The organism is Actinotalea caeni (genome assembly GCF_009733795.1).
Classification (GTDB): Bacteria; Actinomycetota; Actinomycetes; order Actinomycetales; family Beutenbergiaceae; genus Pseudactinotalea; species Pseudactinotalea caeni.
In genome coordinates this window covers 54536-75281 of record NZ_WNXX01000014.1, presented here as the reverse complement: position 1 = coordinate 75281, position 20746 = coordinate 54536, and the positions used below count along the sequence as shown (strand labels likewise).

At 68.4% G+C, this 20746-nt stretch carries 17 protein-coding genes; 8 read left to right on the top strand and 9 right to left on the bottom strand.

Features of this window, described 5'->3' with window-relative positions:
- Positions 1 to 26 precede the first annotated feature (26 nt).
- On the bottom strand, positions 27 to 1139 hold the full coding sequence (locus tag GPA02_RS12940) for a carboxylate-amine ligase (protein WP_156200489.1): 1113 nt from the start codon (positions 1137 to 1139) through the stop codon (positions 27 to 29).
- A 123-nt stretch (positions 1140 to 1262) separates the two neighbouring features.
- On the opposite strand from GPA02_RS12940, the gene GPA02_RS12935 reads away from it, so the two are divergent.
- Both GPA02_RS12935 and GPA02_RS12930 read left to right on the top strand, forming a co-directional pair.
- A complete protein-coding gene (locus GPA02_RS12935; protein WP_162457782.1) occupies positions 1263 to 2135 on the top strand; it encodes a phosphotransferase family protein in 873 nt (290 codons plus the stop codon).
- A 115-nt stretch (positions 2136 to 2250) separates the two neighbouring features.
- Positions 2251 to 2550, top strand: coding sequence for a DUF7882 family protein (locus GPA02_RS12930; RefSeq protein ID WP_240134037.1), 300 nt, complete (start codon positions 2251 to 2253; stop codon positions 2548 to 2550).
- Between the two features lie 32 nt (positions 2551 to 2582).
- Here GPA02_RS12930 and GPA02_RS12925 read toward each other — a convergent pair whose 3' ends face one another.
- Positions 2583 to 3407, bottom strand: a complete 825-nt coding sequence (locus GPA02_RS12925; RefSeq protein WP_162457781.1) for an ANTAR domain-containing protein — start codon at positions 3405 to 3407, stop codon at positions 2583 to 2585.
- A gap of 265 nt (positions 3408 to 3672) precedes the next feature.
- Here GPA02_RS12925 and GPA02_RS12920 point away from each other — a divergent pair, with 265 nt between their 5' ends.
- From GPA02_RS12920 to GPA02_RS12900, 5 genes are all read left to right on the top strand, one after another.
- Positions 3673 to 4488 carry a DUF4397 domain-containing protein gene (locus GPA02_RS12920; RefSeq protein ID WP_156200485.1) on the top strand — a complete coding sequence of 272 codons (816 nt, stop codon included), beginning with the start codon at positions 3673 to 3675 and terminating at the stop codon, positions 4486 to 4488.
- Positions 4485 to 5174: a class F sortase gene (locus GPA02_RS12915; RefSeq protein ID WP_156200484.1), complete on the top strand. Its 690-nt coding sequence runs from the start codon at positions 4485 to 4487 to the stop codon at positions 5172 to 5174. The genes GPA02_RS12920 and GPA02_RS12915 overlap by 4 nt, the downstream gene beginning before the upstream one ends.
- Positions 5175 to 5231: 57 nt before the next feature.
- Positions 5232 to 5777, top strand: a complete 546-nt coding sequence (locus tag GPA02_RS12910) for an RNA polymerase sigma factor (RefSeq protein ID WP_240134036.1) — start codon at positions 5232 to 5234, stop codon at positions 5775 to 5777.
- On the top strand, positions 5761 to 6591 hold the full coding sequence (locus GPA02_RS12905) for an anti-sigma factor (protein ID WP_156200482.1): 831 nt from the start codon (positions 5761 to 5763) through the stop codon (positions 6589 to 6591). The genes GPA02_RS12910 and GPA02_RS12905 overlap by 17 nt, the downstream gene beginning before the upstream one ends.
- An 860-nt stretch (positions 6592 to 7451) precedes the next feature.
- Positions 7452 to 8669: a hypothetical protein gene (locus GPA02_RS12900; RefSeq protein WP_156200481.1), complete on the top strand. Its 1218-nt coding sequence runs from the start codon at positions 7452 to 7454 to the stop codon at positions 8667 to 8669.
- A 534-nt stretch (positions 8670 to 9203) separates the two neighbouring features.
- On the opposite strand, the gene GPA02_RS12895 is transcribed toward GPA02_RS12900, so the two are convergent.
- Genes GPA02_RS12895 through GPA02_RS12880 form a run of 4 tightly spaced genes read right to left on the bottom strand, consistent with a single transcriptional unit; the run spans position 9204 to position 17163 of the window.
- Positions 9204 to 10778, bottom strand: coding sequence for a hypothetical protein (locus GPA02_RS12895; protein ID WP_156200480.1), 1575 nt, complete (start codon positions 10776 to 10778; stop codon positions 9204 to 9206).
- Between the two features lie 33 nt (positions 10779 to 10811).
- Positions 10812 to 13973 carry a type I restriction endonuclease subunit R gene (locus GPA02_RS12890; RefSeq protein ID WP_156200479.1) on the bottom strand — a complete coding sequence of 1054 codons (3162 nt, stop codon included), beginning with the start codon at positions 13971 to 13973 and terminating at the stop codon, positions 10812 to 10814.
- Positions 13973 to 15169: a restriction endonuclease subunit S gene (locus GPA02_RS18820; protein WP_162457780.1), complete on the bottom strand. Its 1197-nt coding sequence runs from the start codon at positions 15167 to 15169 to the stop codon at positions 13973 to 13975. Before GPA02_RS18820 ends, GPA02_RS12890 begins: the two co-directional genes overlap by 1 nt.
- On the bottom strand, positions 15166 to 17163 hold the full coding sequence (locus tag GPA02_RS12880; RefSeq protein WP_156200478.1) for a type I restriction-modification system subunit M: 1998 nt from the start codon (positions 17161 to 17163) through the stop codon (positions 15166 to 15168). The genes GPA02_RS18820 and GPA02_RS12880 overlap by 4 nt, the downstream gene beginning before the upstream one ends.
- Before the next feature lie 264 nt (positions 17164 to 17427).
- Here GPA02_RS12880 and GPA02_RS12875 point away from each other — a divergent pair, with 264 nt between their 5' ends.
- Entirely contained in the window at positions 17428 to 18012 is a 585-nt protein-coding gene (locus tag GPA02_RS12875; protein WP_156200477.1) for a hypothetical protein, read from the top strand.
- A 79-nt stretch (positions 18013 to 18091) separates the two neighbouring features.
- On the opposite strand, the gene GPA02_RS12870 is transcribed toward GPA02_RS12875, so the two are convergent.
- From GPA02_RS12870 to GPA02_RS12860, 3 genes are read right to left on the bottom strand one after another with little or no spacing between them, the layout of a single operon-like run.
- Positions 18092 to 19288: a PD-(D/E)XK nuclease family protein gene (locus GPA02_RS12870; protein WP_240134035.1), complete on the bottom strand. Its 1197-nt coding sequence runs from the start codon at positions 19286 to 19288 to the stop codon at positions 18092 to 18094.
- Positions 19278 to 19802, bottom strand: coding sequence for a site-specific integrase (locus tag GPA02_RS12865; protein WP_162457779.1), 525 nt, complete (start codon positions 19800 to 19802; stop codon positions 19278 to 19280). Before GPA02_RS12865 ends, GPA02_RS12870 begins: the two co-directional genes overlap by 11 nt.
- The gene (locus GPA02_RS12860; RefSeq protein ID WP_162457778.1) at positions 19790 to 20440 is read right to left on the bottom strand and encodes a tyrosine-type recombinase/integrase; all 651 of its coding nucleotides are present in this window, start codon (positions 20438 to 20440) and stop codon (positions 19790 to 19792) included. Before GPA02_RS12860 ends, GPA02_RS12865 begins: the two co-directional genes overlap by 13 nt.
- Positions 20441 to 20746: the final 306 nt, after the last annotated feature.

The following is a 20746-nucleotide window of genomic DNA, read 5'->3' as shown; positions in this document are numbered from 1 at the left end:
CCGACGCCGCCGGTGGTGGGGTCCGCTCAGGACTCCATCCCGGCGGTGACGCGCACCGCCTCGGCGACGACGTCCGCCAGGCTCCCGGTGCGCTCCCAGGTCGCGCGCTGCCGGTCGGCGCCGGTGCCCTGCCGCAGCACGGTCTCGACACGGCGGCGGACCGCGCCCTCGTCGCCGGTCTCCCGCAGCGCCGGGCCGAGAAGCTCGAGGAGGTCGGCGACGACGTCGACGGCGGGGCGCGGCTGCGCCGTCAGCGGGTCGAGGAGGTCGCCGCCCACACCTGCGCGCGACGCCTGCCACGACGCCAGCCTCAGCAGCGCGACCGGCACCGCAGGCGCACCCTCGCCGGCCGCCCAGGCCGCCGCGGCCGTCGTGACGAGGGCACGCGCGAGCCCGGCGACCAGCACGGCGTCCTCGACGTCCATGCAGACGTCGGCCACTCGCAGCTCGACGGTCGGGTAGCTCTGCGAGACACGGGCGTCGAAGTAGACCATGCCGGCGTCGAGCACCGTGTTGCTGGCGACCATGCGCGCCACGAGGTCGTCGTAGGCCTCGGCGGACCCGAACAGCTCGGTCGGCCCGGCGGAGGGCCAGCGGGCCTGCGCCTGCGTGCGGAACGACGCGTACGCCGTGTCCCTGCCCTGCCAGAACGGCGAGTTCGCGCTGAGCGCGGCGAGCACGGGCAGCCACGGGCGGATGCGGTCGAGGACGCCCACGGCCTCCTCGCGCGAGGACACCCCGACGTGCACGTGGCAGCCACAGGTGAGGTTCTCCTCGGTGGTGATGCCGAACCGCTCCGTCATGAGGGCGAACCGCTCGTTGCGGACGAGCAGCGGCTCCACGGGCAGCGGCGAGGTCCCGACGGCGGCGACCTGGGCGCCGGTCGCGCGCGCGGCGTCGATGGCCATCCGGCGGCACGCGCGGATGTCCTCGCCGAGCGCGTCGAGGTCGGTGTGCGGGCGCGTCCCTGTCTCGACCTGCTGCTGCTGCAGCTCCTTCTCGAGCCCGCCGCCCGGCTCGTCGGTGCCGCCCTCGGCGACCTCCTCGGCCTGGCGCAGCACCTGCGTGGCCATCGAGAGGGCGCGACCGGAGCCGCTCTCGACGATCAGCAGCTCTTCCTCGACACCCACGGTTCGCATCGCCCAAGTGTGCAGGACCCACCGGGCCCCGCCGACCACATGGTCAGGGGTCCGCGACCGGCGCCGGGCCGCCCGTTGCTACCATCGCGGCGCCCCCTTCCCGACGACGCGCAGGAGCTGCTCGTGGTGCACGAGCCCGAGGACCTCGACGCCGAGGAGCGGTCGTTGCTCGCCGACCTGGGTGAGCGGCACGGCCTGTGGGACGGCGAGACCCCGGCACGCCTGGTCGCCCGCGGCGAGGAGAACGTCACGGTCTACGTGGGCGACGTCGTGGTGCGGCGGTCCGACGACGTCGAGGCCGTCGCGCGCGAGGTCGCGCTGCTGCGCGCGCTCGCCGACGCCTCCCCCGTGCCGACGCCGGTGCCGCTGCTGCACGAGGCCGACCTCGGCGTGCTGGCCTACCGACGGCTCGAGGGCACGCCGCTGCTCACCGCCGGGTGCCCGCCCGACCCGTCGGTGCGCGACGGGCTGGTGCAGGTGCTGGCGGCGCTGCGCCGTGTCGTGCCCGTGGTGGCGCTCCCCGTCGACGACTACCCGAACGCCGAGTGGCACGGCGAGGCCCTCGAGGCCTTCGAGTCCGTGCGGGACGCGCTCGGTCCCGAGCCCGCGGACGCCGTCGAGCGCTTCCTGGGGCAGGCGCCGCCGCCCGACGCACCGGCCGACACCCCGCAGCACAACGACCTCGGCGTCGAGCACCTGCTCGTCGACGGCGAGGGACGGCTGACCGGGGTCATCGACTGGACCGACGCGGCGCTCGCGCCGCCGGCCCGGGACGCCGGCGCCCTGCTCCGGGACCTGGGCGAGGACGTGGCGCTCGCGGTCTGGCACGACCTCGACGGCCGGCCGAGCGACGCCGACGTCGCCCGCGTGCGGTTCCACGCACGCTGCAAGTGGCTCGAGGACATGGCGTTCGCGCTCGAGGAGCCGCACGCCCGTGCGGCGTACCTGGACAACGCGTGGCGCTCGTTCGGGCACACCTTCGCCGCCAGGGACTGAGATCACAGGGATCCAGCCACGGGACGGCCGTACGGGAGGTCCCCCGATAGGGGATGATGCACCAATGGGTCATCTTGTCTACGGCTGCGGGTCACGTCACCCGTTCGACGATCGGATGCTCGCGCATCTCAAGGTCGCGATCACCGCGAAGCTCCGGCGTCAGGAGTCGTTCATGCTGAGCTGGTCCGTCGACGCCGAGCGCGGCTCGGGCCGGCGGTCGCTGTGGCTCTCCCCCGCCGTGCCGCTGCAGTTCGAGTTCTCCGGGAGCCGGCGCCCCGAGCTGAACCGCGACTGGATCGACGTCATGGTCCAGTTCTCCAACTCCCCCCGTGGCCTCGTGGCCATCCGTGAGTCCGACGCCGCGCAGATCAGCCGCGGGACGCTGCGGGCCGTCGACCTCGAGCTCGAGGCATGAGCTCTGCCGGCTGACGACCCGCAGCGGCCACGTCAGCCGGCCCGCAGCGCGATCGTCTCGCGCTGGTGCTCCGTCCGCCGCTCCGACAGCCCGCTCACGGTCGCACCGGTGAGCTGAGGCGTCTCCTCGACCAGCGGCGCACCCGCGTCGATCGAGCCGGCGGGGTGCGCGATCTGGCGTCGCACCACCTCCTGCGCGACGACACGCAGCTTCTCGTTGCGGTGCGACGACCAGCGCCGCAGCAGCTCGAAGGCGCGCTCGTCGTCCAGGCGGTAGCGCGCCATCAGGATGCCGACGGCGGTGGCCACCGTGGTCCTGCTCAGCACCGCCCGGCGCAGCGTGTGGATCTCCCGCGCGTTCACGAGCGCGGCCGCGGCGTGCTCGGCGAGCAGCATCACCCGCTGCCGCGTGCGCACGTCCATGAGCTCGCGCCCCGAGGCGTAGATGTACAGCGCCCCGATGACGGTCCGGCGCGCGACCAGCCGCACGCACATGACGCTGCGCGCCCCGGTCTGCTCGGCCGCGAACGTCCCCCACTTGCGCCACTGCTTGCTGCACGCCGCTCCCCAGCTCGCGAGCTGGCCGTCCTGCAGCACGTGGAACGGTCCCTGGCCGAGATCGCGCTGGCGCTGGTCGCACACCCGCACGGCCTCGGAGGTGGCGGCGACCATCTCGGCGTTGCCACGGCGGCGCATGAGCGCGACGCCGACCTCGATCGCTCCCGGCACGACGGCCATCGCGGCGTCGACCACGGCCTCGGCCGTGCTGCGTACCCCGTCTGCCTCGTGCATCGGCTGCATGGCTTCGATGAACTTGGCGCACTGCTGGTCCAGCACGGCCACGTCGTCAGCGGTCATCTGCTGTCTCCCTCTCTCCAGCGTGGCCCCGTCGGTGGTGGGCCCCTCTGAGAGCACTTCATCAGCGCACCGATGGGCGCCGGTAGACCATTGCGCCGAGTTGGTTCGATCTGCTAATGCGCGCGCGGTCCTCTTCTCACCGTCGAGGCGGCCGAGAAAGAGATGCAAAAAATCTCGCGCGGCTGCATCCAGGACCGTGTCGCCGGAGGAAGTACGTGGTGTCAGAGCAGATGCCCAGTCGGGCACCACCATGAAGGAGAAGGCCATGCGGTTCCGCACCACCCTCACGCTCGGGCTCAGCGCCGCCGTCCTCGCCGTGGGGGCCGCACCCGCCCTCGCCGCACCGGAGGACGCCGCCGAGCTGTCCGTGCTGCACGGCGTGCCCGACCTCGTCGTCGACGTGTGGGTCGACGACGAGCTCACCCTCGACGACTTCGAGCCCGGCACGCTCGCCGGGCCGTTGGAGCTGCCCGCGGGCACCTACAGCGTCGCCATCACCGCCTCCGACGCCGCGGACGCCAGCGACCCGGTGCTCGGCCCGATCGACCTGGAGCTCGAGAACGGGATGTCCTACACCGCGGTCGCGCACCTGGACGCCGACGGCGCCCCGGCCGCCGCGCTGTTCACCAACGACATCAGCGCCACCGAGGCCGGCGAGGGCCGGCTGACCGTCCGGCACGTGGCCGCGGCTCCCGCCGTCGACGTGCTCGCCGACGGCGAGGCGGTCGTCACCGAGCTCGCCAACGGTGACGAGGCCACGCTCGACCTGCCGGCCGGCACCGTGCCCGCCGCGGTGGCCGCGGCCGGGACCACCGAGCCCGTGCTCGGCCCGGCGGACGTCTCCGTGACCGACGGCCAGCTGACCGTCGTCTACGCGTGGGGCAGCCTCGAGGACGGCAACCTGGCGCTCGCGACGCAGACCGTGGCCGCCGGCCACTCCGCCCCCGACGGCGTGCCGACCGGTGAGGTCAGGGTGCCCGAGGACGGCGGCGCCGTCGCCCCGCTGGTGATCCTGGGCATGCTCGCGGTCGCCGGCGTGGCCGGCGTCGCGATCCGTCTCGGCTCGCGCTCGGCGGCATGACCCACCTGCCCACCTCCGTGGCCGCACGGGCGCTCGGCGCCCGTGCGGCCACGGCCGCGCTCCTCGTGCTGATCGGGGCGACCGCGTGCGGTGGGCCGCAGGCCGAGCCGGAGGTGACGCCGTCGACCGTGACGCAGGCCGCGGCCGCGGGCGAGGAGCCGACCGTGCCGCCATCGAGCGGGCCGACGCCGGAGGTGCCGCGCGTCGACGCGACGCAGCCGCAGCAGCCGGCCGTGGCGGGCAGCCCGCCGGCCGTCGTCGAGATCGACGACCTCGGCATCGAGGTGCCGGTCGTCCCGGTCGGTGTCGCGGCGGACGGGCAGGCCGAGGTGCCGCCCGACGCCAACGAGGCGGGCTGGTACCGCTTCGGCCCCGGTGTGGGCAGCGACCGCGGCGCGACCGTGGTGCTGGCGCACGCCGGCTCGCGGCTCACGCCGCGCGGGCCGTTCCGGCTGCTGGAGGACCTCGACGGCGGAGAGACCGTCGTCGTGACCGCGGCGGACGGCAGCGAGCACACGTTCGTGGTGACGTCGGTCGAGGTGCTGGAGAAGGCGACGCTCGACCTCGCGCCCTACTTCGTCCGTGACGGCGAGCCCCACCTGGTGCTCATCACGTGCGGCGGTCAGTGGGATCCGGCGGCGGAGAGCTATCGTTCGAATGTCATCGTCACGGCGGTCCCTGCGTAGAAGATGGCAGTCAGCAGTGCCCGGCACCGGGCAGACCCCGTCGCAGAGGTGGACGCCGTGGATGACGCGCTCGCGCAGTCGTTCCGCGACGGCGACCCCGCGGCGGTGCGGGAGGCCTACGAGCGCTGGTCGCCGATGGTGCACACGCTGGCGCTGCGGGCGCTGGGCGACCGGTCCGACGCCGAGGACCTCACGCAGCACGTGTTCGTCGAGGCGTGGCGCACCCGGGAGCGGTACGACCCCGAGCGGGGGCCGCTACCGGCGTGGCTGGTGGGGATCACGAGGTTCGCGATCGCCGACGCGTTGCGGCGGCGGTCGCGGGTGCGGGCCGGTGCGGAGGCGTCGGCGGCCGAGGAGTCGACGGCCTCGCCGTCGCACGACAGCATGGAGGACGTGGTGCAGCGGGTGGTGGTGACCGACGCGATCTCCGACCTCGGGGAGCCGCAGGGCACGATCATCTCGCTCGCGTTCTACGACGACCTCACCCACCAGCAGATCTCCGAGCGCACCGGCATCCCGCTCGGCACCGTGAAGAGCCACATCCGCCGCAGCCTGCTGCGGCTGCGCGAACGATGGGAGGTAGTCGATGTCGCAGCACGCTGACCCCGAGGACCTCGCTCTCGTCGCGCTCGGCGAGCCCGCGTCGCCCACCACCGCTGCCCACCTGGAGACGTGCGAGGTGTGCCGCGCCGAGGTCGACTCGCTCGCCCAGGTGGTGCGCGCCGGGCGGCAGCCGGTGGAGCTCGAGCGGCCCGGCGAGCACGTGTGGGACCGCATCGCGGCCCAGATCGCCGAGGAGTCCGGTGGGACAGGCGGTGGCGCCGGGAGCGGCGCGACGACGGCGACCGGTGCGGAGCCGACCGGTGAGGAGCCGACCGGTGCGGTCGAGCAGCGGACCGGTGAGGCAGGGCCCGACGAGCGGGGGCCGAGCGCGGGCGGTGCGGAGCCGCCGCCGGCCCCGGTGGTGTCGCTGGACGCCCGGCGTCGTCGGCGCACGATGCTCCTGGCGGTGGCCGCCTCGGCAGCGATCGGCGTCGTCGGCACGCTGGGAGTGCAGTCGCTGCTGGAGCCCGACCCGACGCCGTCGCCGAGCCCGGTGGCCCAGGCGGTGCTCGACCCGCTGCCCGGCTGGGACGCCGCCGGCACGGCCGTGCTGGAGCAGGACCCCGACGGCGACCGTGTGCTGCGCGTCGACCTCACCGACGTCAGCACGGACGGCTACCGCGAGGTCTGGCTGATCTCGACCGACCTGCAGCGCCTCATCAGCGTCGGGGTGCTCGTCGGCGACTCAGGGACCTTCCTGCTCCCCGACGGCATCGACCTCACCGACTTCGCCGTCGTCGACATCTCCGACGAGCCGCCCGACGGCGACCCCGCCCACTCCGGCAACAGCATCGTGCGGGGGGAGCTCGCCTGAGGTACAGGGGCGCAGCGTGGTCGGTGTCGGCCGCCCTGGATGCACCGTGCGAGAGGCGCGCTCCGCGACGTGGACAGCGACGCCGCGAGTCGCGGCACCGACCCATGCCGGGGCCGCTCGCGCTGGGTGCACGGCGACCCCCGCGAGCGGGAGGCGGCGGGACCCGTCGTCGCGACCACCTCGTCCCTCGGTGGGCGCTCCTCCTCCCGACACCCGACGCCTCACACAGCAAAGGCCGCTCGCGCTGACGCGCGGCGGCCTTTGCTGTGTGGAGGTGGCGGGAATCGAGCCAGAATGCCTTTGACGTGCGCCCTTGCTCGCACGGAAGCCCGAGTGACATGGCTGTGACAGTGGCCGCCTGACGCCAGCACCGCCGGCACCGCCGGCACCGCCGGCAGCGGCGAGTGGACCCCCTCGACAATCGCGAGCGCATCGATGCCCACGAGCTTGGTTTGTGACGTCGGTCACGGTCGGCTGCGGTGGGTCGGCGTTGGTTCTACGCCAAACGGCCGAGAAGCTGACCGGGCGGCCGCGCCCGGTTGCGGGTCTCTGCGCACTGACCACCGTCTCGGGCGGCGTCGCCGAATCAGTCGGCGGTCATCGCTAAGGTCACACAGGTTAAGGCAATCCGAAGGAGGACGCATGCGGGACTTGTTCGACAATCGAAGGACTAGGTCTGCGCTCGATCCTGTCCTCCCCACAGTGTCTGCTCTCTTCGACACCTCCGACGTGCCAGTGGTGTACATCGAGCTCCGAGCGCGGGCAAGCCTCGCAGGCGTTCGCCGAGCGAAGTTGCCTCTCCCCGACCGCTGCGGCCGGCTCTTGATCCCAAGCACCTCCAGAAGCCTCCAGGTCGATCAGTGAACCGGCTCTTCGAAGGCGGCGAGCTTCGGGAGTTCCTACGGCAGCTCATCCAGGACACCGTGAGGACGATTGAGGGCTTGCCCGAGGATGAGGTTCTGTCCCGCTCGACTGACGACCTCCTCGACCAGTTCGTTCAAAGCGCAACTTTGGTTGCCCCCGAAATCGGCAAGAGTGCGATCGACGGAAACGTAGTTGAGACCTCAAGGCAGGTTCGTGACCAATGGGGCCTGGATCGCGTATACACCGCGCGGGGGCTCACCATCAATGCCACGTTCGAGTTCAGCGGCGACGCACGACTGTTCAACTACCGTCCCAGTACACACCTGATGACGCGGTTCGAAGGGTCCATCGGCCGTGGAACCATCACGGTGACTTCCGGTCAAGCACTGAGCGACATCAAGCCTGAGGACGCAAAGGCGGCTATCGGCCGCGAGATCGACCCAATCCGGACGGAGCTTGGACATGTGCGCGCCGACGTGGCCGCGCATAACGCGCGCGTCGCCGAGCAACTCCGCCCAGCAATCGAGCGGCGCAAGGACTCGGCCCAGAAGAGGCGCAACCTCGCAGGTGCGCTCGGATTCCCGATCTCAAAGCGCTCCGACGCACCTCGCCCTGTCCCGCTGTCCCGGAAGAAGGTTGGCGCGGCTCGAACGACGGGAGTTACGGCACCCTATGCGGACGAACCCGCCCTGACGGCAGAGCAGTACGAGGATGTCATCAGAGTGGTGCGGTCCACCCTCCTCGCTATGGAGCGTACTCCGTCCGTTGCCTCCGGAAAGGACGAGGAGGAGCTCCGCGACCAAATTCTGGTCCAGCTCAACGGGACGTTCGAGGGAGGCGCGACCGGCGAGACTTTTGTCCAGAGGGGCAAGACCGACATCCTTGTGAAGGACGGCGAGCGTCACGTCTTCGTCGGCGAGTGCAAGTGGTGGACGGGAGCCAAGGCCTGTGGGGACGCTCTTGACCAACTGCTGAGTTATCTGCCGTGGCGCGACGAGAAGGCTGCATTGATTCTCTTCATCGACCGCAAGGACGCGAGCGCGGTCCTCGAGAAGGCCGATCAGGCGGTGAGAGATCATGCCGCCTTTAAGCGTTCTGGCGCCATCTCCACTGAGACTGCGGCTCGTCGAAACTTCGTGCTCGGCCACCCCGACGACGGCGACCGGGAGATCCACCTTGCAGTGCTATTTGCTGTCCTACCCAAGACGGCGTGAGGGCAAGCCGTGGCTGGTCGCGAACGATGGCGTAGCGTTCAGGTCGGGTAGTCGTCGAGCTCCCGCCGATCGAAGAGTTCTCAGCCTAGCCATCTGGAAGACTTCGACGTGCTGGACGCACTCAGGTGCAGGTTCAGCGACCTCGACGAATTTGGAGTCGCAGTTCATATCGAACGGCTGCGCTGCGGGCTCTCGCTCTGGCGGTGTCGACCGCGGGATCCCTGCCGCCTCGGCCGGGCCTGGAGCAACACGCCTGCCGATGCTGTTAAGTGATGCCAGAATCCGGATTCTCGTTCAGAGCGCGGAAGATCGCACGCCTCTCCTACCACATCTGCCACTCGAACGCCTGCTGAACCAGCCCCAGATGTAGCCGAGGTCAGAGACTTCGTCGAAACGCACCTCCTGACTTGCCATGCGCCCCCCGGCAGTTATGCGCCATTTACGGACTAGATACCTTCGACGACAGACTCCGAGCGCACGAGTCAACCAACTCCTCCGAGCCGAGTACAACTTGATCGACACCGCTGCTGCGCATCAAAGTCCGTACAGCTTCAGCCCAACATGGTCGACGATGAACCGCTCACCGTCCACATCCATTGCAAAATACACGCGACCCACTTGGTCGGGTGACGTGCTGTCGCCCAGCTTGAGGTGAGGTGCACGACTGTAGCGCTTATCGTCGAAACTGAAGGCGTCAAGCTTATGCTTGCTCAGGTACTGATCCGTGGACGCGAGTGTTAGTTCCCACTCCTCCCTAAACCAGTCGTCCGGGAGCATGCCCAAATTGGCCCCGAGCCGCCTATACTCAATCGCTGCCTTTGTGAGTGAAATCAGAGCTTCTTGCATCACCTCGACATGACGGTAGTTGTCCCGCTTCCATGCCCGGTGTGCGGCAGGTGTGAAGAGGATCGCGCCCTGGGATTGCTTTTCGAGGAACGCCGCTAGGCCCTTGAGATCAGCTGAGTCGAGTGCCGGGGCCTCCGACCAATCAGTGACGCGCACTCCGTTGGCCTGCCGTGCACGCTCGGCCTCCTGCTTCCAATACGCCGCCTGAGCGGCCTGCGCCTTGTAGTTGTCACGTTCTTCCTCGACTTGCTTGAACCACGAGTCGTATTGGTCGACCTCTGCTTGGAGCTCCTGGATAGCCTGTGCCTGGGCTTCCACCTCCTTGGTCATGTCGCCCTGCGCTTTGGCTGCAGCCAGATCCGCGGCGATCTGCTTGTTCTTGGCTGCTCTCTGGGCGACCTCTGCCTTCCGAAGCAGCTGATTAACGCCACGCACCGTCACAGATACCGCGCTCAGCATCTTCAGGAGACGCCCCGGGGCGAATTGAGCCTGGTCAGCAGTGAATACGGGGTGCCGTAGCGACAGATCTGGCCAGACAAGCCGGGCACCGTGCCTTGGTATTGAGGCATCGATCGCGTCGAGCCGCTCGGCCAGGACCTGCTGGGCCTTGGCATCAACAGCGAGGACAGGAGCAAGACCAGCGAGTTCGCCAGCGGCCCTTCGCGCCAAATTCTCTCCGCGCTCGTCGCGGGCATCGACCAGTAGGATGGGTAGAAGGCGGCCAGCCGCCGAGAGCGTGTCCCAGACGGAACTTGCGTGCTTGGGATTGACCCAGGTGAACCTGCCATCAACTCTGCTCGGCCCGGACCAGCACTGCAACTCCCGATCACGTAACAGCAGAACGAGCAGATGGGGACGTCTGAAGAAGTCGATCCCGGCTGGGGCCAAGACGCCATCGAGCGATTCGCGACCGAGTTCAAGCCGGACAGTCGTCCGGTCGGCTTCAGTGAAGATCGTGACAAGGCAGACAAACTCGGCACGGCCGCTTCGCGTGATCTTGGTGCGAACCGCTACGGCTAGGGCGCCCACGTCAGCTGTTCCCTCACGACTCCACGAGATCCGGCTGTCGGGGCGGCCATCACGATCGCTTGTGAGCCGAGCGGAACCACTTACCGCGAAATCGGCCGCCGTCAGTTTCGGCATGTGCTCGAAACTGAGCCAGGCTGCGAGATGCTCGACGGCTCGGTCCCGGACGTCCTCTACCGAGAGCGTCTTCGGCGCGGCCGCCCGAACGTCGACCTCGACTACGTAGAGCTGTTCCATCTCAAGCCCTTCCTCACCTCATGCGACCTAACGCTACTGGTGCGGTCCGACATCGGCGATGTTGCCGTTCTGCAGCTTGTGCAGCAAGTACGCCGCCTCAGCGATCGCAGCGATGATGTCCGGGTTCCCGATCGCCTCCCCGGTCATCTTCTCCATCAGCCCAGGAACGTCGAGCACGGCGTCGATGACCTTGTTCGGCACTGTCGGGCTCTTGCGGAACTGGTCGATCTCGTTGGCCTCAATCTCGGCCACGACCTGCGGATCCGTCGACACCTCGGCCGCCGCCGACCGCACGAAGCCCTCGACCGTCCCCGGCTCGAACTCCCCAGCGAACAGACTGTTGATTCGCTGGATGATCTCGTCGAGCGCCACCAGCTTCGGGTCCCGCGACGCCACCCCGGACCCTGCACCACTCACCGGTGTCAGCACCCCGGCCCCCGTCAGCCCCAGATCCATCTCCCCACGGTCGACCTGCCGCACCCGCTTGAGCACCACATCGCTCAGGTCGACCTCACTCGTCAGCCGATCGACCGCAATCACCCGCACCAGCTGCCGCAGGAACACCGATAACTTCTCCAGTTCGGTATTGCCGTAGTCGACGACCTGCGACATGAAGTCGTACAGCCGCACGAACGTGCCGGCGTCCTTGCGGAACAGCTCGAGCCGCTCCACCTCGGCGACGTCGCGCCGCGACTTCGCCGACGCGTACAGATCGGCAAACGTCTGCTTCGGCACCTGGATGGCTGCCGCCAGCGCCCCATGCCCCGCGCGCGTGAACCACGCGTGCGCGAACGCGTCGACGTCCTCGGCGTCGTAGATGTCCGCCTCGGCGAGCTTGGCGGCGATCTCATGGACGATGTTCGGGTCCGTCGTCGTCTCGATCCGCGCCTCGGTGAAGTAAGGCTCGAAAGAGCGCTGGATATCCAGGGGGTCGTTGACGAAGTCCAGCACGAACGTGCGCTCCTTCACCTCCCCCGACGGCGCCCGATACGTCCGGTTCAGCCGCGACAGCGTCTGCACCGCCGCGATGCCGTCGAGCCGCTTGTCCACGTACATCGCGCACAGCAACGGCTGATCGAACCCGGTCTGGAACTTGTCCGCCACGATCATCACCCGGTACTGGGGCGCCATGAACTCCGCCGCCAAGTCGAGCGACGCCAGGCCCGGGTTCATCGTCGCCTCCGACGCCCCCTCGATCAGGTACTCCTCGTCGTCCAGCGACCCCGAGAACGCGACCAGCGTCTGCATGTCGCCGTATCCCTGGTTGCGCAGGTACGCGTCGATCTCGACCTTGTACCGCACCGCCGCCTGGCGCGAGGAGGTCACCACCATGGCCTTGGCATGCCCGTCGAGCAGATGCGCCACGTTGGCGCGGAAGTGCTCGACGACGATCCGCACCTTCTGCCCGATATTGCTCGGGTGCAGCTTGACGTACTCCATGATCGCCCGCGACGCCGCCTTCTCATCCACGAGGTCGTCGTCCTCGCCCAGCCCCGCCGATGCGTCCACACCGCGCTCGGCCGCCCGCTCGATCTCGTACGCGGTGGAGTACGTCTGGTAGCCGCGCAGCACGTCGAGGATGAAGCCTTCCTCGATCGCCTGCTTCATCGAGTACAGGTGGAACGCTCGCGGAATCTGCTCGGGATCGTCGCGCTCGGGGCGGCCAAACAGCTCGAGCGTCTTGGCCTTGGGCGTAGCGGTGAACGCGAAGTAGGAGAGGTTCGACGGCGCCGCCCGCTCGGTCATGATCGTCGCGATCTGCTGCTCGACTGCGGAGTTCAGCAGGTCTTCGGCGTCCATCTCGGCGCCTTCCGCGACTTCCGTAGCGCCGCCGGCGAGCACCTTGCGGACCTCCGACGCCGTCGCGCCGGTCTGGGAGGTGTGGGCCTCGTCGACGATGACGGCGAACCGGTGGTCGCGCAGCGACGCGTTCTCCGCCAGCTCCTTGAGCACGAACGGGAACGTCTGGATGGTGACGACGACGATCAGCCGCTTGTCCGTCAGCGCCTTGGCCAGCGCCTTGGACTTCGAGCCGCCGGCGCGGCGGACCTCGGTGTCGTCGATCGTGACGACGAGGTCCTTGCGGTCATCGATCTGCCGCACCGCCGCTTGGAGCTGGTCGTCCAGCACGGTGCGGTCGGTGATGACGAGGACGGTGTCGAACACCTTCTCGTTGTTCTCGTCGTGCAGGCGGGCGAGCCGGTGCGCGGTCCACGCGATCGAGTTCGTCTTGCCCGACCCGGCCGAGTGCTGCACGAGGTAGCGGGAGCCCGGCCCCTCGGTACGGGCGGCCTCGACGAGTTGTGTCACCGCCTCCCACTGGTGGTAACGCGGGAACATGATCGTCGAGGACGTGGACTTCTTGCCACTGATCGGGTCGACGCGCTCCTCGTGCCGCACGAACATCAGTGCGCCGAGGATGTTGAGCCAAGCGTCGCGCTGCAGCACGCGTTCCCACAGGTACGACGACGCCGGTCCGGTCGGATTGGGCGGGTTGCCTGCGCCCTGGTCGAGGCTGCCGCGGTTGAAGGGCAGGAAGTAGGTCTTGGGTCCGGCGAGGCGGGTGGTCATGAAGACTTCGTCGTCGTCGACGGCGAAGTGTACGAGCGCCCGGTTGCCGTGCCCGAGCAGTGGCTGGCCTTTGGGGTCGCGGTCGTGCTTGTACTGGTCGATCGCGGAGGTGACGTGCTGCTTGAAGAACGTCTTCAGCTCCGCGGTGGCAACGGGTATGCCGTTGACGAAGAACACCAGGTCGATCGAGCGGTTGTCGCCCTTTACCGGCGAGAAGTACACCTGCCGCATCACCCGCAGCCGGACGGCGGCGTAGTCGGCCGTTGTCTTCGGGTTGAGCGAGGTCGCGGGCTTGAACTGGCACATCGACAGGTGGGCGTTGACGTGCGAGAACGGCCGGCGCAGCACGTTCAACGTGCCACCGCCGTGGTCGAGCCGAGCGTCGAGCCGCTTCGCCAGCGCCTCCAACAGCTGCCGACGCTGCTTCGTCTCCGACGACGAGCCAGCCGCGACGACCTTCGCCAACTCCTCCGGCTGCGTCTCCTCCAGCCAGGCGAACACGTCCTCAGGGAACAGCGCGAGGCTCGCGTCATAGCCAGCGCCGGTCGGCCAGTACAGCCACCCGTGCGCGGCCAGGTACTCGGCGATCTCGGTCTCCAGAGCGGCCTCCGAGGCGTCCGACATCAGGCAGCGCTCCTTGTGCTCACATCGATCCGCCCGGTCACGGCAGCCGTGATGAGAGCAGCCTTTCGTTCCTTCGACAGAGCGATATTGTGTTCAGCCTCCGCGATGAGCGCATCGACCCGCGCTCCCTGCGTATCGAGATAAGCTGTGAGTCGATTCTGTTCGCCGAGCGGTGGGACGCGGATCCGCATCGAGCGCAGCTTGTCCTGGTTGATATTCGGCTGCCCACCGCCGGAGGCGAGGAGAAGCAGAGCAGGCTTGGCCGCGAGGAGACAGTAATAGGCCCAGCGAGTTGTTACACCCCGTGGCTCCGCGAACGCGCAGCAGGCCTGGTTTGTCGTGGCTGCCGTCTCGAGCCAGCCGAGCCGGCCGATGGTGGCCCCGTACATTGCGATAAGGAGCGTGCCCGCCGGAAACACTCGCAGCGCGGGCGTGGACCGGACCGTGCCCTCCGAGAGCGTCTGCTTCGTCTCCGTGATGCCCACCTCCCGGAGTTCGCTTGTCGTCACCCACTGGTGCGAGCCTTGACCCGCAGGCAAGATCGAGTCCGCGGGCGGTGTTGTACCGCTCCCGATCCGATTGAACAGCCATGAGAGGCGGAGCAGGGGCCAGGTCGGATCACCCTGGACCACGCGAGCAATCTCTGTCGTCCGCCGCTCGCGGAGGAGGGCGATGAAGTGTCCCTGCTCGGCGATGAGTGCGTCGATCTGGGCGGTCTCGGCGTCCAGGAAGTCCGCGATCCGCCGCTGCTCGCCCAGTGGAGGGAGAGGCATCCGGTGCCGTCCAAGATCGGACGATGTCATGCTGGGCAGTGCCGTGCTCGTCGTGTAGTACCCGAATGGAATCGTCGTTGCGACGTAGTACAGGTATTTCGGGAACACTGCGGGGCTTGGCACGGTGAAGTACATCGTGTCGACGGTCCAAAACTTGCCTCGTACATACAGCGGCCGGTCAATCGTCCCCTTCCGCCCAAACAGAACACTCTCGCCGTCGTACAGATATGTGCTGGCGCGACTGAAGATCCCTCCGGACCCATACACGGGGTAGCCGCCTTTCGAGACTTCGAGGTCCTTGTAGTCTGCGCCGTTCCCGAATCTGACGACACGCTGCATCGGAACGACGGTCCAGTGCTCTGGGAGGTCCTCAAGCCAGGGCTCCGTGGAGCGGCGACTGGTTGCTGGTCGAGCCGAAGTCATGACTCGACCTCCCGCAATAGCGCGAGAATCCGCGCGACCGACGCCTCAAGATCCGCGTCTATCTCCTCCAGCAACCTGGGCGGCACGTACTCGTAGAAGTGCCGGGTGAAGGGGATCTCGTAGCCGACCTTGGTCTTGTCCCAGTCGATCCAGGCGTCGGGCACATGGGGCAGGACCTCGGCGTCGACGTAGGCCTGGATAGTGTCGCAGTGGGCGTCATGACTCTTCGGGTGGCCGCCCCAGCCGAAGGGGACGATCTCGGTGTCGCGCAGTCCGGTGTCGGGCTCCGGACGCCCCTTGGTGGTGCAGATGTCAGCGTTCTCGTCCCTCTCTCCAAGCGCCTGCCAGAGCGCCTTGCGCTGGGGTGTCGATAGCCCGATGCCTGCGGCGCCGAGGTGCTTACCGAGATCGCGCAGGAACTCCTCGCGGTTGAGGTAGAGCGTGTCACCGAAGCTGCGGAGGACATCGACGAGCCCGTCTACCTTGGCAAGCGGCTTCGACGCCGCAACCGCCTCCAGCCGCTCGGGCGTGACCTGGAAGTTGAGCCGCAAGGGCCGCTCGATCGTCACCGACCAGTAGGCGAAGTCGAGGTTGTCGAACACCTTGGACCGAGGTGACACACCGCCGTCGGGAGCGGACTCGGCGACGGAAGGGTCGCCGTCGAACATCGCATAGGTGCGGACGATGCGTTCGCGATCACTGTCGGAGATCTCGACCCGCTTGGAGCCCAGCGACTTGCGCATCTTGGTGCCCAGCTTGGTGGCGTCCACGAGCTGGATCTTGCCGCGCCGCTCAGGCTGCTTGGAGTTGTCCAGGATCCAGAGGTAGGTGGCGATGCCGGTGTTGTAGAACATGTCGTTCGGCAGCGCCACGATCGCGTCGACGAGGTCGTTCTCGAGCAGGTACCCACGGATGTTGCTCGGACCCGAGCCGGCGCCACCGTTGAAGAGTGGGGAGCCGTTCAGGACGATGCCGCCACGGCCGCCGTTGCCGCGCGCGTCGACCGGGCGGAGCTTCGCGACGACGTGGAGGAGGAACAACATCGACCCGTCAGCGACACTCGGCAGCCCCGGGCCGAACCTGCCGTTGGCGCCGCGGGCGTACTCGTCGCGGACCGCCTTCTCCGAGGCCTTCCAGTCGACGCCGTACGGCGGATTGGAAAGGACGAAGTCGAAGGTGTCGCCGGCAAAGAGATCGTCGGCAAGGGTGTCACCGAGGCGGACGTTGGCGATGTCCTGGCCCTTGATCAGCATGTCTGACTTGGCGATCGCGTAGGAGGCAGGGTTGATCTCCTGCGCAAACAGGGCCAGGTTCGCCTTCGGATTCAGCTGGTGCAGATGCTCCTCGGCAACCGAGAGCATGCCACCGGTGCCGGCGGCGGGGTCGTAGACGGAGCGGGTGATGCCGGGGGTAGCGAGAGCGGCGGTGTCCTCGGCGAAGACGAGGTCGACGAGGAGCCTGATGGCGTCACGCGGGGTGTAGAAGTCGCCCGCCTCGGCGTTCGAGGCCTCGAAGTCCTTGTAGATCAGGTGCTCGAACAGGTCGCCCATGCCGGCGTTGTCGACGTCGTTGGTTGACAAGGGCGCGGCGGCGAACGCCTGCGTGACGGGGATGAGCCGGTCGGCGGCGTCCAGCTGGTGGATGCGAGCCTCGAAGTCGAAGTGCTTGAAGACGTCGACCTCGTCGGAGAACCCGTTGATGTAGTCGACGAGGTTCGCGGTGAGGTTGTCCGGGTCCTCCAGCGCGGTCGCGAGGGTGTAGGAGGAGGTGGTGTAGAACGGCAGACCCGTGGCGCGGCGCACGTGAGCGCGGCGCAGGGTCGGATCCTCGGACTTGGCGACGGCGGCGGCCATCTCCACGCGCTGCGGCGCCATCACGGCTTCGAGACGGCGCAGGATCGTGAACGGGAGGATGACCGTCCCGTACTGGTGCGGCTTGAAGGGGCCACGAAGCAGGTCCGCGATGGACCACACGAAGTTGCTGAGCTGACTCACGACGACTCCTCCTCGACACTACGGCGACAGTATCGCCGCGACGTCGAACGGCGGAGGGCGTCAATCGATGGCGCGCCGCGGCAGAGGTGGCGGGACCCGTCGTCGCGACCACCTCGTCCCTCGGTGGGCGCTCCTCGTCCCGACACCCGACACCATCCTCCCCATCCGCCGTGTGCCAGTGGTGTGACAAGCAGGCTTGCGACACGGCTACCCGAACTCGCCCGCCGGCTGCCTCCGGGTTCGTGGACCCTCGTCGGCGGCCTCATGGTGCAGGCACACGTTCTGCACGCCGGACTAGCGGTCACCCGCCCCACCGACGACATCGACGTCGTCCTCCACATCGAGACCGGCGCGATCAGCTGGAACGGTGCCCGCGCGAGCCTCCGCGACCTCGGGTATCAGTTGGTCGATCCCCACGACCGCCGCGATCCTGCCCATCGGTTCGTCCGCTCCAAGGGCGAGAGTCGGCACGTCATCGACGTGCTGATCGCCGACCACGCCGCGCCGCGGGCCGTCGCAGAGCAGGTAGGACGTCACGCCCTCGTCGAGGCACCAGGAGGCACCTCAGCGCTGCGCAAGACGGTCGACCTGCGCCTGTCCACCGAGGCCGGCGACGACGTGACGATCAGCATCCCCAATGTCCTCGGTGCGCTCACGCTCGAGGGCGGGGCCTACCGCGTGGACTCCCGTGACCGAGATCGCCACCTGCTCGACGGCGCGATGCTGGCCGCTACGGTCAGGGACGCCGATGCCCTTCTGGAGTCACCCGAGATGTGGACCGGCTCAGACGCCCGCAGGATTCGGAACCTCGCCCGAGCACTGCCCGACGATCATCCGGCATGGTCATAGGTGCCTGCGGCCCGCAGACGCCGGGCACAGGTGTCGCTGGCCCTACTCGCAGCCGGGCCTGCACCGCACGGCTAACCAACTACGAGCGTTCTGACGTCGTGCTCCTCGAGGCTGCTTCGATGAGCGCGTCTCGGAGTCGGACGTCTGTGGACGGCAGCCCTGCCAGCACTTCGTAGAGACCGACATCGGTCTGGCTGATGAGGTCGATCCCGCCACCCTCCGCCCGGCGTGTGACGAAGAGCCTCGAATAGTCCGGTGCCGCGAGGGGCTGCGGCACGCGCGTGTTCTCGACTACGGCTGTCGGTCCGAACTCGATGAAGAGATGCGCCGCGTCCGCGCGGTACAGCGCTACGCACCACTGCCATTGGCCTTTGTACGGCGTCTTCACGGACGTCACCGGTCCCGCCGCAAGTCCAGCGTTGAGCTGCGCGACCAGGATTCGGTCCGCGTGATCCTTCAAGGCTCGCTTCACCCGGCCGAGCGTGCCACGGGCCTCCTCGAACTGGCGCCGAGCGTGTTGCGCCACCAGATTGGCGAACTCTTCACCAGCGACGTCGTGCCGCTGATGACCGTACCGCGCGGACTCGCCTGTGGCGCACATGGTGCTGATGAACGAGATCTGGTCGTCGATGTTCACGGCCGCGGCCCCTTCCACGAAGTGATCGATGAGCTGGCTGATGAAGAAGTGGGGTTCGGGGTGTGCCCGCTGCCATCTTGCGTCGGCCGCGAGATGCCGTTGCAGCTCGCCGAGCAACTCGGAGTAGGTCAGCACAACCGCGTTCTCCCAACCGTCGCGCTGCCGGCTCGGCTCATGTCGGTGACACAGAAGCACGACCACGCTGAGGGCGGTGCCACCTGCCTGCCCGAATCTGAGATACCGCTCGTAGCAATGCCCATGCCCATCGGAGGACTCGAAGTTCTCCACCACGAGCACCGCGTTCTCACCGGTGAGCACGATGTCGGCAATGTCTGCGGACAAGTCGTCTGGCCCCGACGTGTTCACCTCCTGCGTCACCCGATAGCCGGTAGCCGGTAGCGCCATGCCGGGCGCGACCTGCGCACTCACCTGCCTGACAAAGATCCGCTGGAAGGTGTCTCCGAGCCCGTGGGTGGCGTCGGCGCGCAGAAGCCAAGCGAAGACGTTGGACAACTGCCTCTCGTGAGTTCCGTGGTGCATCACCCGAAACACGTTGAACTGCTCGGCCAGACTCCGCGAGAGCGACGGCACCAGCGCCGTCACCATCCGATCGAGGCTGGCTTCCGACTCATCCGACACGCTCGAACCCTAATGGCGGAAGTCGCGCTAGACAGGTCATGCCGAGACGACGTCGCTGAGCCTGTCGGTCAACGCTCGATCCCGCTCGACCGTGACGTGCTGGTACCTCAGTGCAACGCTGATCGCTGTGGCCGCCGCGGTGGAGCAGTTCGGCGAGCGTCGCGCCCTGCTGGGCGTAGATCGTCAGGCCGGTGTGCCGGAGGTCGTGGAAGTGGAATGTCGGTCGCACGCCCTTGCGTGCCTCGCGCCATGCGTTGTCGAACGTCGTCTGCGATACCCGAACATCTCTACGGCGACCACGGAGCACGGTGCTCGTCGGCTTCGCGCCGGTGAACTCCTCCAGGTGCGCCACCAGCGCCGGCAGCAAGAGCCGCGGGATCGCGATCGACCTCGCCGAGTCCGCCTTCGGGTCAGTGATCGCATGCGCCTTGGTGTTCCACTGTCGCCGCACGTGCAGCGTCGCCCGAGCCGGGTCGTCCAGATGGTCCAGGTCGCGCCGCTCTAGCCCGAGCACCCCCCCAGCCGCAGCGCGCACCACGCCGCCAGTGGCACCGCGATCCGCAGGTGCTCCGGCATCGCCTCGGCCATCGCCGCGACCTCGGCCGGCGTCGCAACGTCGCCGTCTTCCTCGGCCGGCCGCACGCGCACGTGTCCGACCGCCTCGGGGAACCGGAACGCTGTCAGCCCGCCGACCTCCCGCTTGACCGCCGCGTTGATCATCGAGCGCAGCACGATCGTCGTCGTGTGGGTGATGCCGTTGGCCTTGGCTCCTGGGTGGCGGGCCGAGGGGCGGGAGCGGAGCTCGGCAAGCAGGTCCGAGACCTGCTGCGTGGTCAGGTCGACCAAGCGCACGTGCCCCAGCGTCGGCAGCACGTGGTTGCGCAGCACCGAGGTGTAGCTCACCACGGTCGAGTGCGAGCGCTTCGGGTTCGCGTCCATCTCGGCCAGCCAGGTCTGCGCCCACTCCCCGACCGTCACCGACTCCAGCGCCTCCCGCTCGACGACCGCACGCCGCTGCGCCCGCAGCTCCGAGGGCGGCACGAACCATCCGCGGACCGCCTCGCCCTTCGCGATCGCCAGCGCCGCCTTGGCATCACCGAGGGTGTCGAACATGCCGAGCGCGTGCGTCTGCCCATCGACGGACAGGCGCACGCGGTAGCGTCCCCGGTAGAGCGTGATCCCGCGTGGAAGCGGTCCTGAACGCGCCATCGAACCCCGACCCCTCTCAGCGTGTGACAGTTCTTGTGCCAATTCCGGCCGATCCGTGCCAACTCCTGCCTACGGAGCCGATCGCCGGAAACCGTTGGAAATACAACAAAAAGCGCCGTGTACCACTGGTACACGGCGCTTCGTGGTGGAGGTGGCGGGACCCGTCGTCGCGACCACCTCGTCCCTCGGTGGGCGCTCCTCCTCCCGACACCCGACACCTCCCCGCATGACAAAAGCCACTCGCGCTGA

Bases quoted from the DNA above. Each gene is read 5' to 3' on its own strand.
- GPA02_RS12940 (WP_156200489.1), bottom strand. From the start codon at position 1,139: ATGCGAACCGTGGGTGTCGAGGAAGAGCTGCTGATCGTCGAGAGCGGC.
- GPA02_RS12930 (WP_240134037.1), top strand. From the start codon at position 2,251: ATGCTCGCGCATCTCAAGGTCGCGATCACCGCGAAGCTCCGGCGTCAG.
- GPA02_RS12925 (WP_162457781.1), bottom strand. From the start codon at position 3,407: ATGACCGCTGACGACGTGGCCGTGCTGGACCAGCAGTGCGCCAAGTTC.
- GPA02_RS12920 (WP_156200485.1), top strand. From the start codon at position 3,673: ATGCGGTTCCGCACCACCCTCACGCTCGGGCTCAGCGCCGCCGTCCTC.
- GPA02_RS12915 (WP_156200484.1), top strand. From the start codon at position 4,485: ATGACCCACCTGCCCACCTCCGTGGCCGCACGGGCGCTCGGCGCCCGT.
- GPA02_RS12905 (WP_156200482.1), top strand. From the start codon at position 5,761: ATGTCGCAGCACGCTGACCCCGAGGACCTCGCTCTCGTCGCGCTCGGC.
- GPA02_RS12895 (WP_156200480.1), bottom strand. From the start codon at position 10,778: ATGGAACAGCTCTACGTAGTCGAGGTCGACGTTCGGGCGGCCGCGCCG.
- GPA02_RS12890 (WP_156200479.1), bottom strand. From the start codon at position 13,973: ATGTCGGACGCCTCGGAGGCCGCTCTGGAGACCGAGATCGCCGAGTAC.
- GPA02_RS18820 (WP_162457780.1), bottom strand. From the start codon at position 15,169: ATGACTTCGGCTCGACCAGCAACCAGTCGCCGCTCCACGGAGCCCTGG.
- GPA02_RS12875 (WP_156200477.1), top strand. From the start codon at position 17,428: ATGGTGCAGGCACACGTTCTGCACGCCGGACTAGCGGTCACCCGCCCC.